The 17,076-nt window shown below is 35.9% G+C and carries 16 protein-coding genes; 1 reads left to right on the top strand and 15 read right to left on the bottom strand.

The annotated features are described in order from the left end of the window. Positions 1-312: 312 nt before the first annotated feature. From ACTYBU_RS18560 to ACTYBU_RS18630, 15 genes are all read right to left on the bottom strand, one after another. The gene (locus tag ACTYBU_RS18560; protein WP_445492013.1) at positions 313-1,743 is read right to left on the bottom strand and encodes an NAD-dependent succinate-semialdehyde dehydrogenase; all 1,431 of its coding nucleotides are present in this window, start codon (positions 1,741-1,743) and stop codon (positions 313-315) included. A gap of 483 nt (positions 1,744-2,226) precedes the next feature. Continuing rightward, positions 2,227-3,660 (bottom strand): YfcC family protein, encoded by a 1,434-nt coding sequence (locus ACTYBU_RS18565; RefSeq protein WP_445492015.1) that lies wholly within the window; start codon positions 3,658-3,660, stop codon positions 2,227-2,229. Positions 3,661-3,920: 260 nt separating this feature from the next. Next, a complete protein-coding gene (locus tag ACTYBU_RS18570) occupies positions 3,921-4,583 on the bottom strand; it encodes a DUF2848 family protein (protein WP_445492016.1) in 663 nt (220 codons plus the stop codon). A 621-nt stretch (positions 4,584-5,204) separates the two neighbouring features. Further along, complete coding sequence (locus tag ACTYBU_RS18575) at positions 5,205-5,915, bottom strand: ABC transporter ATP-binding protein (RefSeq protein WP_445492017.1); 711 nt, start codon at positions 5,913-5,915, stop codon at positions 5,205-5,207. Continuing rightward, positions 5,908-6,681, bottom strand: coding sequence for an ABC transporter ATP-binding protein (locus tag ACTYBU_RS18580; RefSeq protein ID WP_445492019.1), 774 nt, complete (start codon positions 6,679-6,681; stop codon positions 5,908-5,910). The genes ACTYBU_RS18575 and ACTYBU_RS18580 overlap by 8 nt, the downstream gene beginning before the upstream one ends. Continuing rightward, complete coding sequence (locus ACTYBU_RS18585) at positions 6,678-7,682, bottom strand: branched-chain amino acid ABC transporter permease (protein ID WP_445492021.1); 1,005 nt, start codon at positions 7,680-7,682, stop codon at positions 6,678-6,680. The genes ACTYBU_RS18580 and ACTYBU_RS18585 overlap by 4 nt, the downstream gene beginning before the upstream one ends. Further along, entirely contained in the window at positions 7,679-8,551 is an 873-nt protein-coding gene (locus ACTYBU_RS18590; RefSeq protein ID WP_445492023.1) for a branched-chain amino acid ABC transporter permease, read from the bottom strand. The genes ACTYBU_RS18585 and ACTYBU_RS18590 overlap by 4 nt, the downstream gene beginning before the upstream one ends. A gap of 112 nt (positions 8,552-8,663) precedes the next feature. Next, positions 8,664-9,851 carry an ABC transporter substrate-binding protein gene (locus tag ACTYBU_RS18595; protein ID WP_445492025.1) on the bottom strand — a complete coding sequence of 396 codons (1,188 nt, stop codon included), beginning with the start codon at positions 9,849-9,851 and terminating at the stop codon, positions 8,664-8,666. A gap of 143 nt (positions 9,852-9,994) precedes the next feature. Continuing rightward, positions 9,995-10,165: a hypothetical protein gene (locus tag ACTYBU_RS18600; protein WP_445492027.1), complete on the bottom strand. Its 171-nt coding sequence runs from the start codon at positions 10,163-10,165 to the stop codon at positions 9,995-9,997. A 357-nt stretch (positions 10,166-10,522) separates the two neighbouring features. Further along, positions 10,523-11,710, bottom strand: coding sequence for an aminotransferase-like domain-containing protein (locus ACTYBU_RS18605; protein WP_445492028.1), 1,188 nt, complete (start codon positions 11,708-11,710; stop codon positions 10,523-10,525). A gap of 233 nt (positions 11,711-11,943) precedes the next feature. Further along, complete coding sequence (locus ACTYBU_RS18610; RefSeq protein WP_445492030.1) at positions 11,944-12,144, bottom strand: DUF2933 domain-containing protein; 201 nt, start codon at positions 12,142-12,144, stop codon at positions 11,944-11,946. Between the two features lie 190 nt (positions 12,145-12,334). Further along, positions 12,335-13,273 carry a F510_1955 family glycosylhydrolase gene (locus ACTYBU_RS18615; protein WP_445492032.1) on the bottom strand — a complete coding sequence of 313 codons (939 nt, stop codon included), beginning with the start codon at positions 13,271-13,273 and terminating at the stop codon, positions 12,335-12,337. A gap of 20 nt (positions 13,274-13,293) precedes the next feature. Next, complete coding sequence (locus ACTYBU_RS18620) at positions 13,294-14,658, bottom strand: 4Fe-4S binding protein (protein WP_445492034.1); 1,365 nt, start codon at positions 14,656-14,658, stop codon at positions 13,294-13,296. Between the two features lie 2 nt (positions 14,659-14,660). Beyond that, positions 14,661-15,092 (bottom strand): hypothetical protein, encoded by a 432-nt coding sequence (locus tag ACTYBU_RS18625; protein ID WP_445492036.1) that lies wholly within the window; start codon positions 15,090-15,092, stop codon positions 14,661-14,663. A 398-nt stretch (positions 15,093-15,490) separates the two neighbouring features. Next, entirely contained in the window at positions 15,491-16,006 is a 516-nt protein-coding gene (locus ACTYBU_RS18630) for a DoxX family membrane protein (RefSeq protein ID WP_445492038.1), read from the bottom strand. Positions 16,007-16,763: 757 nt separating this feature from the next. On the opposite strand from ACTYBU_RS18630, the gene ACTYBU_RS18635 reads away from it, so the two are divergent. Then, complete coding sequence (locus ACTYBU_RS18635) at positions 16,764-17,057, top strand: AbrB/MazE/SpoVT family DNA-binding domain-containing protein (RefSeq protein ID WP_445492039.1); 294 nt, start codon at positions 16,764-16,766, stop codon at positions 17,055-17,057. Positions 17,058-17,076: the final 19 nt, after the last annotated feature.

Raw genomic sequence — 17,076 nt, forward strand, 5'->3', positions numbered from 1 at the left:
TTCTTTTGTTCTAAATACACTTTTCAGATCTCAAATCGGTATGACCATCTAGATTTTGGAAGCTGCCTATTACTATTTTTCATTTACAACCTATCCTTTTTTTCTTAAAGGCTGAGCATTGATTCTGACAACAATTCAAATCAAGATTATCTTTTTATCCCACTCTTAACGGGCAGTAAGCCCCCCTCCCCGCCTCAAGATTCCGAGAAATCGAGGAAGATAGGCGGAGGATAACTGCCCGTAAAGGTCCGATAAGTGCAACTAACCATCAGTGGAAAACCCCCACTGATGGAAGTTTACTTTATCCTTAATTTACGCAAAATCGAAAGAGACAAATTTGGTCTCTAAATAGTCTTCTATTCCATATTTACCGCCTTCACGACCAATTCCAGATTCCTTCACTCCGCCAAAAGGTGCCTGTGCTACTGTTGGCATTGCATCATTCACTCCTACAATTCCATAGTCAAGTGCTTCTGATACACGGAACATTCTTGCTCCATTTTGAGTGAAAATATAAGATGCTAAACCATAAACGGTATCATTTGCTTTTTCAATTACTTCTTCTTCAGTTTCAAAGACAAAAATTGGCGCTACTGGTCCAAAAGTTTCTTCATAAGCTATTTTCATGTCATTCGTAGCGTGTAAAAGGACAGTTGGATTAAAGAAGTGTCCATTACTAAATGCTTCTCCCTCAGGTTTGGAACCTCCATAAATGACCTTAGCTCCTTTAGATACAGCATCCAATACATGATTTTCTGTTTTTTCAATAGCTCGTTCATTGATTAAAGGACCGATGTTCACACCTTCTTCTAATCCATTTCCTACAATTAATTGCTCCATTTTGGCTTTTAACCTATTAGCAAATTCCAAAGATATAGACTTTTGGACATATATTCTATTTGTGCAAACACATGTTTGTCCAGCATTTCGGAATTTACTTGCAATTGCTCCGTCTACTGCTTTATCAATATCTGCATCTTCAAAAATAATAAATGGCGCATGTCCACCTAACTCCATCGATACTTTTTTCATTGTATCTGCGGATTTTCGAACAAGCTCTTTCCCAACTGCAGTAGATCCGGTAAAGGTGATTTTCTTCACTATTGGACTGCTCATCATCACACCTCCAATTTCCTTCGGCTGCCCGTGAACCAAATTAACCACTCCATTTGGAATGCCTGCTTCATGCAACGCTTTTACTACTTCTATAGCAGATAATGGACTTTCCTCTGAAGGTTTTAAAACAACAGTACATCCAGCTGCAAGGGCAGGTGCCAACTTTCTAGTAATCATCGCTACTGGGAAATTCCAAGGAGTAATCGCACCTACAACACCTACTGGTTGACGTATTACTATTAAACGTTTGGATGGAGACGAAGCTGGAATAGTATCACCATATATGCGTTTTCCTTCTTCTGCATACCAGTCTAAATAATCAATTGCGAGTCCGATTTCCCCTTTTGCTTCAGACACTGGTTTTCCCATTTCTTTTGTTATTAATTTCGCTAGGCTGTCCACTCTTCCTCTTAAAATATCTGCAGCTTTTTTTAAATACGCATATCTGTCCTTCGCCGTTAATTTGGACCAAGATAAAAAAGCTTCCTGCGCTGCATCAATAGCTAACTGTGCTTCTTTTTTTCCACCTTTCGCAACACGATCTATCACTTCTCCAGAAGCAGGATTTAATACATCAAAGCTTTCTTTACTTTCTGCTTCTTTCCATTCTCCATTAATATATAGCATTCATTATTCCACCTTTTCATTCGAATTTTTCTATTTGCTTCCTATCATTTTTTACTGAAAGAATTTTATCTTAATTTAACTGTTTTCTGTATACAGGATACAGTTTGCATTTTTATTATCTAACAATTTTAAATTTTGTAAACTAACTTGTCAGAAAATCTTACATATTTTTAAAAAAAAGATACATTTACGAAAACTAAATAATATTATGCATCTTAAAGAAAAAATATTCTTATTTTACAAAATATGTGATTTGTAATAAAAAAAGCAAACAATAAGAATGTATACTTATGTTTGCTTTCTCTATTAAACTATATTTATTATGTGTCCTGCTTCATTAATGGACGACCAGGCTTGATAAAGAACCAGAATAAAAATAGCTATTAATGCTGGTATGATATTTATTAAAAAATGTTGTGTCCCACCCGGTTACATCTGCGTACCATCCAGTTATTTCAGGCGAAGGCTGCCACCGATCTATTGTTAGAATGGTCCATAGTTGGTTAATACGGCAATTAATACAAATATCATCTGAATGACGAGTAAAATTCCAAACAACGGCATGAAAAATTTAAACCATCTTCCAAAAGGAATTTTAGCAATTCCCAGCATAATACCAATGTGCGCTGTTGGATATAAAAGATTGGAGAAACCCTCTCCGTAAGTAAATGCCATAACGGCCGTTTGTCTTGTAATACCTGATAAGTCTGCTAATGGAACCATTATAGGCATAACAGTAACTGCTTGGCCCGTACCAGATGGAATAACAAAGTTTAATAAGGTCTGCATAATAAGCATGCCTTGAGCACTTGCCCACGGTGGCAAATCCTTAATAGGCTGATATAATCCGTAAACAATCGTGTCAATGACATCTGCATTCGTTAGAATGATTAAGACACTTCTGGCTAATCCGATTAAAATGACGACCATCATAATCTCAGAACAAGCTTGACAAAAGTTTTTTGCTATTTGATCTGCGGAATATCTGGCTGCGAATGACATCAATAATGCACCTATTGTATATACCATCGCAACCTCTGGCAGACCGAACTTAAAGAGAACCGACCCTACTACGATTGCCACTATAGATAGCAAAAAGATGGCTAAGACTATTTTTTGTGTGAGTGTCATTTTAGAATTTTGCAAATCATTGATTTTATCCTCATCAAACTTGTAGCTGCTAAAGTCTAAATCACTGACAATACTCTTGGAAGGATCTTTTTTAATTTTGTTAGCATATCTTAACGTATACCAAATAGTTGGTATTAGGAAAGCTAGCATTGATAGCCATTTTAATCCTTGTCCTGAATACATTGGCAATTGTGCAATGTTTTGTGCTAATGCCGTTGTATAAGGATTTGATGTTGCCACAGCTGATCCAATAGCACATGCCATCCCGCATATACAGACCCCTATTATTGCATCATGCCTCATCATTATTGCCAATCCGATGAAGAGAGGCAAAAGGCCATATGTAGCAGTCAATTCTCCATAAGTAGAACCTGCTAAAACGAAAAGGATAATGAATATCGGAATATACAAACGACGGAGCTGGCTGTTATTAATAATCTTTCCAATTACAGCATTAAATGCCCCCGTTTTAATCATCGTATATACCCAGAAATATCCGAGAAATACCAAGAAAATAATTCCGCTGCCTTCTACTAGGCCAGTGTAGATACTTTTAAAAACATCAAGAATTCCAGTTGGAGAAGAATCTACATAATGAAAGGAGTTAGGATCAATTTTAGTAACTCCCGTTTCTTTATCTACAACTCTTACAAACTCTCCAGCTGGAATAAGATAGGTTAAAACTGCCCCTATGATTAGTGTACAAAACAAAAATACTACAGTACTTGGAATTCTGTCGTACCATTTCTTTTTGACAATATTTGTAATCTCTTCGATGATCTCCACTTCCTTGTATATTATTTTTAGGCTCTGGTAAACGATAATGTTAATTTTGGAAGGAAATTTGCGAGACTCCTGCGGAAAAACGGGCTGGAAAGACCCCACAGGGAGGTACGACCGAGGAGACTTGCCAGTTCGTCCGCGGAAAGCGAGTGAATTTCCTGACCATTATAAATCAACACTGAAATTTAACAGAGCCTATTTTTAAGTCAGCCCCATAAAGTCCTCGAGGGCTTAGAATTTAATTGCTCCATAACATGACATTTTTATAATTTTATTATCGAATACTCTGAACCGATTTTTCTGTTTTTCACTGGATCAAATAAAGAGTATCTAAAATGTTCTCCATACCTGAACCCATCAAGAGTTGGTACGCTGCCTGAAAAAATAACACAGTCCAAATCTGCTATTTTTTTATTATAAAAGTCTTCCACAGATTGAATGATTTTCTCGGGGCGAAGCATGACTTCTGCAATATTTTTTTGGTAAAGCTCGTCTACCCCATCAACAAAGTATCGGGATTCCAAAACTACTTTATCCCAATGATCTTTGACTTCACTCCATTTCCAAACCTCTTTACACATATGCTTGGCGCACAATTGTTTCGATTTTTGAATATCGTATGACTCTACATGCTTATCAGCATGATCGCTGCCCACTCCTATATAAATATCACCATTAATAGGAATAATTAAGTATTCTACTTCACCGTTAGTATCATTTCCTACAACAGATATTTCATCACTAGTTGTCAGAAGTTCTGGTGACAAAGGATAAGTCATTGGTGTTTTAGCAGGAATAGAACCGCCTATTTTTCTTAATGCTTCAAATAGTTCCCTTATTACCTTCCCATCTCTAGGGGTAAATCCCATAACAATCAAATTTTTGGGTTTGATATCAAATACTTTATTATCATACCTAAGCTCCATAATTCCCTCCTCGTATTTTAGATTTGATGAAATAATGTGCTGATTTTAAACCTTAATGAGCAGAGCTGATAAAGTGAACCTTTCCATCAGTGGGGGTTTTACTGCCCGTTAAGAGTGGGATAAATAAATGAATATTCAAAAAATTCCTCATATTTACTTACCCAACGATCTGTGAGCAGACCATACATTATTTCTTTATCAGGTCTTGAACATGTTTTATTTGCTTTAACATAAAGTCTTTATTAAATGCAGTAACAGATACATGACTTTCGGTTTTACACGACGATCTATATAATGCATGATCACCCATACTTATTTTCTATTAAATATTTAATCCAAAGCATACATATCATATAAAATAATAGATGCTAATTCACGAACACTGAATACTGTATTCTGTATACAATTATTTAACTAGAATTCTATTCTTTTGTAAATTAATTTGTAAGAAAACCTCACATGTTTTTTGCATACAATATTTTCCTATATACATCAATCCCTTACTCTAATCATATTAATTTCGCTGTTTCTCTGTAAACTTATTTAAAACCATGAGCATAACCAAAACAAAAAGACAGAAACAAACAAACTAGTTTCCATCTTATCTCCAATTTTCAACTATTAAGATGATATTCCAAGGTAAACCTCTTTTACATTGTCCAATTCCTTCTCATCTATTTGCTGTGATTGATAAACAATTTCTCCTCTTTCCATAATATATAACCGATTGATAATATTTAAAGCCGCAACGGCATTTTGTTCCACAAGAAAAATAGTTGTTCCATCTTTCGCAATTTGCTTGATTGATTCAAACATCTTTTGTGTAACAATAGGTGCTAATCCCATTGATGGCTCATCCAATATCAATAACTTGGGTTTCGTTACTAGTGCGCGTGCAACAGCCAACATTTGCTGTTCTCCACCACTTAATGTCCCTCCAAACTGATTCATCCGTTCCTCAAGTCTTGGAAACAAGTTCACCACGTATTCTAATCGCTCTTTCGCTTCCACACGTTTTTTCACACCATCTAAACCAATTTGAAGATTCTCTGAAACTGTCATTTTGGAGAAAATATGGCGCCCTTGTGGAACATGCGCAATCCCCATACTTAGAAGTTTAGAAGGATGGATTTTCAACAAGTTTTCTCCTAGATAGGTAACTGTCCCTTCTTTTGCTTTTATCAGTCCAGAAATGGTTTTAAGTAATGTTGTTTTGCCTGCACCATTAGTCCCTAAAAGACCAACAATTTCCCCTTCGTTTATACTCAGATTAACACCTTGCAATACAGTAATATCTCCGTAGCCACTTTTTAGTGCATTAATTTCAAGCATGGACTTCACTCCCTAAATAAGCTTTTATTACGGCTTCATTTTTGGATACTTCATCAGGCGTACCCTCCATTAATTTTTCCCCATGGTCTAAAACGACAATCCGATCTGCAAGTGACATAACCATTTTAACGTTATGCTCTACTAAGACAACGGTAATTCCACGATCACGAATAGAAAGAATTACTTCACTTAATTTCATAGATTCATTTGGATTAAAACCAGCGCATGGCTCATCAAGCAATAAAACACTTGGGCGAGTCATTAATGCCCTAGCTATTTCCACACGTCTCCTTTCCTCCAAGGAAAGTTTTCTCACAAGTTCATTTACTTTGTCTTCTAATCCAAGCCATGATAAGGTATTTATCGCTTTTTCTCTTAACTGCTGTTCTGTTCTTCTCCAAGAACTCGTTCTGCCTAGTACATCAAAAAAATTCTTTTTTGCATATAAATGTCCACCAATCAACAGATTATCTAAAACATTTAAATCCTCCAACAGCCTGATTGTTTGAAAGCTTCTTGCCACACCTAATTTGGCCATTTTCCATGCTTTTAAATCTGTTATATTCTGCTCCTTTACTCGCAAGTATCCTTGTGATGGGCGCTGTAATCCAGTTAGAACATTTAAAAAAGTTGATTTCCCTGCTCCATTCGGTCCAATTACTCCTAAAATTTCTCCAGATTTCACCTGTACATCCACTTCTTTTACCGCCAGCAATCCACCAAACTGTACGGAAATGCCTTCTGCTTGAATTAAAACTTCACTCATTGATCTACCTCCTTCGTTTGTTTCTGTCCTCTTGGAATCAAATTTTTTTGTTTTTTAGGCATCCATAAGCTTTTTGCACGTTCCTTTATAAACAAGTAAATTCCCTGTGGCATAAAAACAATAAATACGACTAACAGCAAACCATAAATAATAAGTCTCAATTCTTGAAAATCCCGCAGCGATTCGTTTAGTACCGTTATGATGCCTGTCCCGAGCAACGGTCCAACCAACGTTCCTGCCCCACCAAGAATAACGGTTGTAATGATGGTAATGGATTGGTTGGAATCAAATGCTTCTGGGCTGACAAAAGTCATAAAAGATGCATATAAAGATCCAGCTATTCCTGCAATTCCTCCGCTTAATGAAAAAGCTAACAGTTTATATCCATATACATTAATTCCACTAACTTCTGCGGAAATCTCGTCTCGCTTAATACATCTCCAAGCTCTTCCAATAGCAGAACTAATAACAAAGTAAACTAAAAGAATAATAATGAGTAAGCAAGCAACAGTAAATGATAAAAAGTAATTTTCATATTGAAGGGATATGCCAAACACCGAAGGAATAGGAATATTTCGAATCCCTACTGGCCCTCCAGTAATTGAAATCCAGTTATTGAGCACTACATTTACAATAATTCCAAACCCTAGTGTGGCAATTCCCAAAAAATGCCCTTTTAGTTTAGTCGTCGGCAATCCAAGTACAAGCCCCATTAAACCAGAAAGGATAAAAGCTGTTAAAAAGCTAAGCCATATTGGCCAGTTTAGATGAGTAGTCAAAAGAGCAAAAGAATAAGCACCTATACCATAAAATCCAGCATGTCCTAAAGAAATCTGCCCAGTATAACCGACAAGTAGGTTTACGCTGACTGCAAGTATCGCAGTAATAACAGCTAATGTAGATACACGCAAAAAATATAGATTTTGAATATAAAGACTTGCAACAACACAAACAATTCCAAGAAAAACTATAGATAAAAATATGGCTTGTTTTGATCTCATACCTTTTCCCCCTGTACTTTCGTAAGTATGCCTTGTGGTTTAAATACAAGCACTAAGAAAAGAACGCCGAATACGATAGCATCTTGGAAAGCGGTAGATATATAACCACCAGTTAAACTTTCAATAAGACCTACAATAATACCACCTGCAATCGCACCTTTTACATTCCCCATTCCACCTAATACTACGACTACAAATGCTTTTAGTGTAAGCGATATTCCAATTGTAGGATACACATTATATACTGGGGTAAGTAATGCACCAGCCGTTCCTGTTAAGGCAACGCCTAACATAAAAGTTAAAAAGGAGATTTTTTTTGTAGCAATGCCATATAAAGTAGCAGTATCAGGATCAAGAGAAATGGCTCGAACAGAGCGTCCAAATCTTGAATATTCTAACAATGCATACGTGAGCCCGCACAACAAAATGCTTACAATAACAATTAATATACGTTGATGAGAAACAAAAATACCGAGCATTTGGAAACTATGACCAGAAAGAGGGCTTTCCACCACTTTTGGATTTGGAGAAAAGAAATATTGTGCGAGATTAATAAGAAATAACGACACACCTAAAGAACTTAACATCATATTAATGTGATTGCTGTTTCTTAAGGGATGATAAGCAAGCAAATGAACTAATAGACCAATTAATCCAGCAATACCGAATGCAAGAATAACAGCAGCAGCATATGAGAATCCCTGATTCACCAAATAATAGGCTGCAAATCCACCAATCATAGCAAATTCACCTTGTGCGAAATTAGATAAGTGCATAACACCATATATCAGCGTCAAACCTAAAGCAACGAGGGAATAAAGCGTTCCAAGTGTTAAACCATTTACAATGGTTTGTACAAATTCTGTCAAAGTACATCACTCCACTTCACCTTTTAATTATCTTTTCCTGTACATAATATTGTTAATTATTATAGGAAGCAAGGCATTTTAAATGCCCTGTCTTCCTACCTACTAACAAAAATCACTCAGGACGATGGATGACTACTTGTTTTCCATCCTGAATTTGACCAATCCATACTTTTGTATTGGCTTGTCCTTCTGAATCGAATGAAATATTGCCCATTACTCCTTGGAAATTCTTTATGCCTCTAATTGCTTCATTTACTTTTGCGCCTTCAACAGAACCTGCATTTTTTACACCTTCTGCATAAAGGTATATGGCATCATAAGTGGCTGCTGAATAATAGCTGTCTGGCACTTTGTTATATTTCTTTTCGTAATTATTAACGAAACTTTCAATCTTTTTATCCCCTTTAACTGGTGTAAAATATTCAGTATGAATTAATCCATCTGCAGCTTTTCCAGCCAAATCAATTGGAGCTGTTCCCATAAATCCACCGTAGCTATAAAATTGTGTATCCATTCCTAGATCTTTTGCTTGCTTAACAATAAGGGACCCTTCAGCAACCAACCCAGAAATAACGATGGCATCAGGTTTATTTGACTTGATTTTTGTCAGCTGATCATTAAATTCTTTTTGTCCTACATTGTAAAATTCATTGTTAATAACTTTTCCACCGCCAGCTTTAAAATCCTTCGTAAACGCCTCTGTCAATCCACGGCCATAATCTGTATTTTCAGCAATAATAGCAATTTTTTTATGGGGTTGATTCTTTAAAATATAATCGACTAATGCTTTTACTTGTAAGCTATTATTAGAAACGTTGCGGAATACGTTCTTATAGCCCGATTGCGTAATCGCATCCGCAACTGCAATCGGTACAAAACTTGGAATATCTTGTTTAGATGTAATCGTTAAATCCGTAAGAGTATCCGAGCTTTTTAATGTTCCCATCCAAGCATCGATATTTTGTTCCGTCACTAATCTTTGTGTAACTTTAACTGATTCACTCGGATTCGCTTGATCGTCTTGAACAACAAGCTTTAGTTTCTTTCCTGATACTCCACCAGCTTCATTAATTTCATCGACAGCGAGCTGTGCTCCATTTTTCATTTGTTCTCCATAAAGTGCTCCGCCACCAGATAGCTGTGTTACTAGTCCAACCTTAATTTCTTCCTTATTATCTTTTTTGGCGTCATTTCCTGCACTATCACTAGTACCCTTCGGAGGGGCACAACCTGCCAGCAAACCTAAACTTAATACTCCAACCCCAGCTAAGCTCAATAATTTTTTATATTGTCTTTTCAATGTAACTCCCCCTAATTAAATAATGGACCTCATTTCAATAAACATTGTGTAATTTTAGAAAGTTGTTATTTTCATGAAGCGTAATAACTGCAATTTTTGTAATTTTTCCATTTTCAACATGTGATAAATCTTGGTATTCCCTTTCAAAGTGGAGTTCTTCTTATACCATCCATGGATGCAGCTTCTTCCTCTCTTAATAGATCACCTGCTAAAAGCTCTCTTTCAATAATCACTTTTTTTATTTGGTTATACGTTTTATCCGATAACGTCTCTGCATGGGAGTTCTGTTCTATTATTTGTTTCCTCCTCCACAAAAAAATGTATACAGGATACTGTATTTTTGAATAATACAAAATTTTTTGAAAATAGTCTCGAAATTTGTCACATTTTCTAACCCACTTTTTTATAAAGTAAACTTCCATCTGTGGGGGTTTTACTGCCCGTTAAGAGTGGGATAAACTTTATTTTGAGAGGAGACTTTTTCTTTTCTCTAAAAGGGTTGATTTTTTTAGCTTTAAAAAAATAATTAATGGCAACTTTCAGAACAAAAAAACATCCTTTTCTTTTATAAGAAGAAGGATGTTAAATATTTTTTCTAATACTAAATTTTGCAAGCTATGATGGTTAATCAACCTAAAAAGTTGCCTGTACATTCACACATAAAACCACTTCTAACAATATTTATTCAAAATTTTCCCCAGCTTTGTTATTCCGTCGATAATTTTTTCTTTCGACATATACGAATAATTAATGCGGCAATGATTATGTTCTTCTTGTATTGGAAAGAAGCTGCTGCCAGGTACATAGGCAACTTTTGCTTCTGGCAACACAGACTCTTTCATAAGCGCAGCCGTATCGATATGTTTTGGCAAAGTCAGCCATGTAAATAACCCACCCTGTGGATTAGTATATTGCACACTCTTCGGAAATTTATTTTCCATTGTTTTGAACATAATGTCCTTTTTATGTTTATACATCTTTTTTAATTGTTGAATATGCTCGTCCAAATCATAAAGCTCCATAAAACGATTAACTGCATGCATATTTAATGTGGAGCTTTGTGTATCTGCTGCCATTTTTAATAAGCAAAGTTTTTCCGCCAGCTCTTTTTCTGCTACAACCCAACCAAGACGCATGCCTGGACAAAGAATTTTGGAGAAGCTTCCTAAATGTATGACTCTTCCTTCTGTATCAAAGCTTTTAATAGAAGGCAAATCTTCCCCTTCGAATCGTATTTCCCGGTATGGACTGTCTTCAATAATAATCACATTGTATTCATTTGCCAATTCAACTAGACGTTTTCTGCGTTCTAGACTCATCGTAACACCAGTCGGATTTTGAAAATCTGGAACTGTATAAATAATTTTTGCAGCAGGATTTGCTTTTAATACTTGTTCAAGATGATCCATATTCATTCCCTTTTCATCCATCGATACTCCTGCATATTCTGGTTCATATGGATTAAAAGCAACCAGTGCTCCTAAAAAGGTAGGATCTTCTGTAATAATGACATCTCCTCTATCAATAAACATTTTCGCAACAAGATCCAACCCTTGCTGGCCGCCATTAATAATAAACAGATTCTCCAATTCGCATGATACTCCGATTTTCTCCATTCGTTTCACCAGCTTTTGGCGAAGTCCTAGATGCCCTTCAGAAGTAGTATATTGCAGCGCCTGCTGACCTTCCTCCAGAAGAACACTATCAAAGACTTTTCGTAATTTATCAATTGGAAACATAGTCGGATCCGGATAGCCTCCTCCAAATGAAATAACATCTGGATCTGCCCCTAATTTTAATAATTCTCGAATTGCTGAAGGTTTTACTTTTTCCATTCTTTTTGCGTATTGATACCCCATCTGCTTTTCCTCCCTGCCCAAATACATGCTTCTAATTAACTACTCTCCTCTTCATGTTATTCCTTTCGAGGCTGGAAGTAAATATACGATTTTATTATTCTTTCACAATGCATAGTTAAAGTGCATCCAAAAGGAAAGGACGCATTCAAATTAAAACATGAATTGTATAAATGTATTCATAGTTACTTTCCACAAAAAATACCGCTGCCTTTTTAGGCAGCGGCATTTAACATTTACGATTCTTTTTTTACTAGTATGGAAAGTGCGTTGATTTCTTTTCGAAGTTGTTCGTTCTCTTGCTCTAGTTTAGTCATTTTTACATCTATTTCTTTCGAAGCGTGTGAAGCATTATGCTTATGACCATTCATCCCTTTCATGCACAAGATCATCATGAGAGGACAAATTAAAAATAGCAAATAGGATAACCATTCCATTCATATCACTCCTTTTTTTCTTTATCCTACAAGTAAAAAATGAAGTTTTTATCGAGAATGTTTGAATAAACATAGAACTTTATTTTCATTGTTTTTCTAATCAAAACTGCAAGCTAAAAGAAGACACTGCCCAACTACACTTCATGCTAGTTTAATTTTACGGTGTCTTTTTTCGTCTTTATTTAAATTCTCATTGAATAACACCTTTGTCCATTATTTTCTTCCAAGTTTCCCCTCTATCTTTTGAAGTCATTACCGTATTTTCGAAAGTTGAAATGACGATATCATTTGAGTTTTTTGGATTCATTCCAAAATAAGCAACTGCATCTTGTCTAAGATCATTTCCTATGCCTTCCCATGTATTCCCTTGATCTTTGCTAATCATAATACCTGCTTCGTTATTTGTAACCGAATAACTGATTAATTCTTTTGTATCAGGAAGAACATTAATAGCGGTGATCAGTCTTTTTTGATCTGCAGTACTCCATGTTTTCCCGCCATCTGTTGAACGAAACACACCCATATCCGTTCCGGCAATCAAGGCATTTTCATCATCTGGCAAAGATATTAGCGAATATATTTGATGCAAATCCTGTGGAAGTCCAGCCGAATCAATCATTTTCCACTCTTTTCCTCCATCACCACTTTTATAAATACCAGCCTTATAATTTCCACTGTCCATTTGATTTATTCCGTATACTATTTTGGGATTGTTGAAATTGGAAGTCAAAATATGAAAATCTACTTTTCCAAGCAATGACTTAGATTTCCATTCTTCGCCATTATCCATACTAACCATAACACCTAGTGGGTTCGGTAAATTCGAATCATTTCCAGGATGTCCACTCGTCATCATTGTTCCATCACTCATGACGCTGAATCCCATAAAGTCAAAATCACTGTTTCCCTTTAAGATCCATTTTCCGCCATCACTGTCAGTCGCAAGCATTCCTTCATGAGTAGCAAGGTATATTTTCTCGTCTTTTGCATAGGAAACACCATGCAAGTGCTTAACTTTAAATCCTTTTTTAATTTCTTTTTTCTCTGCAGTGCTTTCCTTTGATACACTACATCCTGAAACGATAATAGTTAGTGACAACAAACTAGCAATAATAGATGCTTTCTTCATTTTTCAGTCCTCTTTCTTTGCTAAACTCTATGACTCATTGGAAGTGAGAAAAAGTAAATATTAACGACTGCTAATAAGAACATCAGCACATAATATGGCAGTATTGCTTTAAATGATGCCGTATTGCTCATCTTGTATACTACGAATGTTGTCCCAATCCATCCAATTGTGATGATCAAATACTGAATCATTTGAACTGTTGAAATAGAAGCGAGACTTAAACTTGCGGGATTGGATTCTATTCCAAATAATCCAATCGAATTATACCAAATAGCTTTGCCTTCTGTGAAGATATGGAAAAGGTTATGCCCTAGGTGTGCAGCAAGATCCAGCGGGATAATCGCATAACCAAAACGGGTAAAGTTCTTTTTCACAGTACCTTTCATGCCAAAGAAAGATGCTAGCTTGGCGGTACCTATTAATAAAAAAATAGGAATAGCCATGGCAATAATAAAAGCGACAGTAAAATTAACATTATAGCTGGAGGTCCCTGTAACCATTCCAATCGCATTTAATATATCCTGCCATGGTTCAAGCATAGTGATATTTTGTACGAATACAATTCCCATAATAACTGCTGCAAGAGATGCATGTTCAATCTTCGGATTTTTCAGCCCCCACAACTCTTTTGTTGGAATTCTTGTCGTAATTTTCACTGAATTATTTGGACAGTTTTTTACACAGTTTCCGCAAATATTGCATTCAGCACTGGACTCCATTGTCCGTGGAAACTGAAACATTGGACATCCTTCTACTTTTTCAGTTCCCCTATAGCAGGATTGCACTTTACAGGTTTTACATATTTCAGGTGTAGCTTTTATTTGAACGGCTCCAGATCGTGAATAGTTTCCAGCTAGACCGCCTAGGAAACATAGTGTCTTACAAAATGTTCTTCTTTCATAGAAAACGGAAGTCGCAACAACCATTGTGACTAATAATAGTAATAAGTAGCCAGATCCCCGAGGAGATTCAACAATTCCCCAGACGTGATCGCTGTATGTAATCGCAATAAAAAACAAATCAATCAGCCAGATTCCATACTTTTTTAAAAACTTTGGCATCGGTCGATTCGCACCGATTGTTTTCCGAATAATATCACTTAATTTGCCGAATGGACACACCGCACACCAGAAGCGGCCGGCTATGGTAAAGAGGATGGGAATAATCGGCCACCATAATACCCAAGTCATGGTTGTACCCAAGTTTTTACTTGGATTTACCGTACCCACTACTAATTCAAAAACAATGATGGAAAATACAAAGATAACAATCCATTGAAAAATGCCTGGATACCAGCTACTTTTTACAAACTTTTTAACGATTGCTATTGATAGTAGATCAAAAGAGTCTTTTTCTGTTTTTATTTTATTCTCTGGCATGGACATTTCTATATCCCCTTCCTGCGGAACCATTTATTCCATATGCCTATCAAAATAAAAGATAGATTTACAGCGCCATATGCTCCTAACACTTTATAATTTGGCGGAGCTTCCACTACTGGTCCATGATGATTGCTGCCTTCCTCTTTATGACCATCTTCCACAATACCTGAAGAATGTGCATCTTCCGTATTACTGTCGCCTTCTTCTTCATGGCTGCTATTTTTGCTATCATATCCATCAGCATCCTCAATGCTTCCATGCTGCTCGTCACCATGATTATCATTATCTTCATGTTGGACAGTGTGGTTTTCACCCTTGAATGTATCAATCATTTGTTCCATATTTTGTTCATCCGAGTGCCCTTCATCTGCTTTAGCTGTTAAATCAAAAGAAAAAATAAATGCTAAAACAAATAAAGGAAAAATTAACTTCTTCACTCTTTTCCACCTCCAAAGAATTCACTGTTTATAAGATTTATAAGAAGAATTTAGTATGTAAGTTGGCAGAATCTTTGCATTCTATAGGACAAAATGGAGTATTCATTCCTCCTTTGATTGTTCATCCATTATGTATGTAGGTAAGGATTTATTTTTGAAGAATGTTCATTAAACAAAAATCAGCCAGTTCATCACATGAAAAGATATCGAGTATGTATGAATATCCTTTTTTTCTAGGAATCTTATCAGATTAAAAAAATGGAGTTTGCCTTGCTGCTGAGAATAATAATTGGAATGCTGCTGATAAATCGAGTTTTCTCAGCAATTGGACAAAATAATCCCCTTATAGGAGCTGCTATAGAAGCAGCAAGGCTCCCCAAAGGGGATTTGGATATTTCTTAACCTGATTTTTGCAAGTTTGTATTCTCTTTTTGTTTTAAAACCGTTTTGCGGAGGAAAGGAATACCCCATCGATCTAGCCCATATTTACCCGCATTAAAACCAGAGATTAAAATCATGCCTCCAAGAAAAATGTCTTGCGGATTGGAAGAAACTGTACCAGCTAAAACGAAGGAAAAATTCATTATTAATCCGAAGAATGCTGCTGCAATAGTCAAACAGCCAAGAATTAAGCCCAAACCAACTAACAATTCTCCTAGTGGGACAATTATGTTAAAAACATCAACATTCGGCAATGCGAAACCTTTCAAAAATGATACATACCATCCGTAAAGAACATCTCCTTCAGGTCCTTTTACCGGATTTGCAATGGCAGCTTTTATAAATCCTGAAGCATCAAAGCCACCTTTCAGTTTATGAAATCCTGCTGTAAGAAACGAATACCCAAGGTATAATCGAAAAACAACTAAAATGCCTGAAGCTGTCGGACTGCTTCTTAACCAATTTATAAACATGTAAAATCCCTTCCTTTCTGAATGATAATGATGCATTCTATTGTTCTGCAGCATTATGTGTTGAGTCTAAAAGAGAATTATGCAGAAAAAAATGAGAATTTGTAGCAATATTTAAAACAAAAAAACGAAGGAATCCTGCACCTTCGTTTTGATCCAAATTTTATTATATTGTTATATTCACAGATAAAAGGCGATCTTTTCTGCAAATTTTACCTTTATTAATGTATATTTCTTCTTAAGTTTATGGAATTCTATCCTTATAGATTCTACAGGTAGTATGCTTTAAGTCACAGTGGCTGGACTTTCCATATAAAGTGAACTTCCATCAGTGGGGGTTTTACTGCCCGTTAAGTGTGGGATAAATTGGTTTTTAAAAAATAAATTCTTAAAAATTGGAGTCAACTATTAAAAATAACATTCTTGCCATAGCATGTAAATCTGCATAATTTCTTCACGAATCTTTTATATAATGTATGAAAATTTGTTAAGGAGCATTATTGTTAAGTGGACTTATATAAAGTGAACCTTCCATCAGTGGGGGTTTTGTTCATCCCCCACTGATGGTTAGTTGCGGTCCACAGGATGTGGATCACACAAACGTTGCCACAGGAAGTGGCGACCTTAGTTTGTGTACCTCTTATCGGATCTTTACGGGCGAGTTTCAACACCTAGCTTCCTCGATTTCTCAGCATCCCCGAGGTGGGGGATTTACTGCCCGTTAAGTGTGCGATAAAGATTATAGAAAGTGTTGATACATTTGATAAGAAGAAAAATTTATAAAAACGGGCAGATATCCATCCCTAAACAACTGCAAAGAGAATTAAAAATTAAAAATGGAGATCTTCTTTATGTATATATCTTAAATAAATCTATTATTATCCAAACTTCCCATGATAATAAAACGTTAAATCAATGCTATATTAGCGGCGGGCGCATCTCCATTCCGATGGAAATAAGAAGAATATTATCAATAACGCCTAAAACACCTCTAATCATAGGAATTACAGAGGATAAACTAAAAATATATATTCATGTTGATAAAAAGAAATAACTGTATAATAAAGTGAACC

The organism is Niallia sp. 03133, from assembly GCF_052663225.1.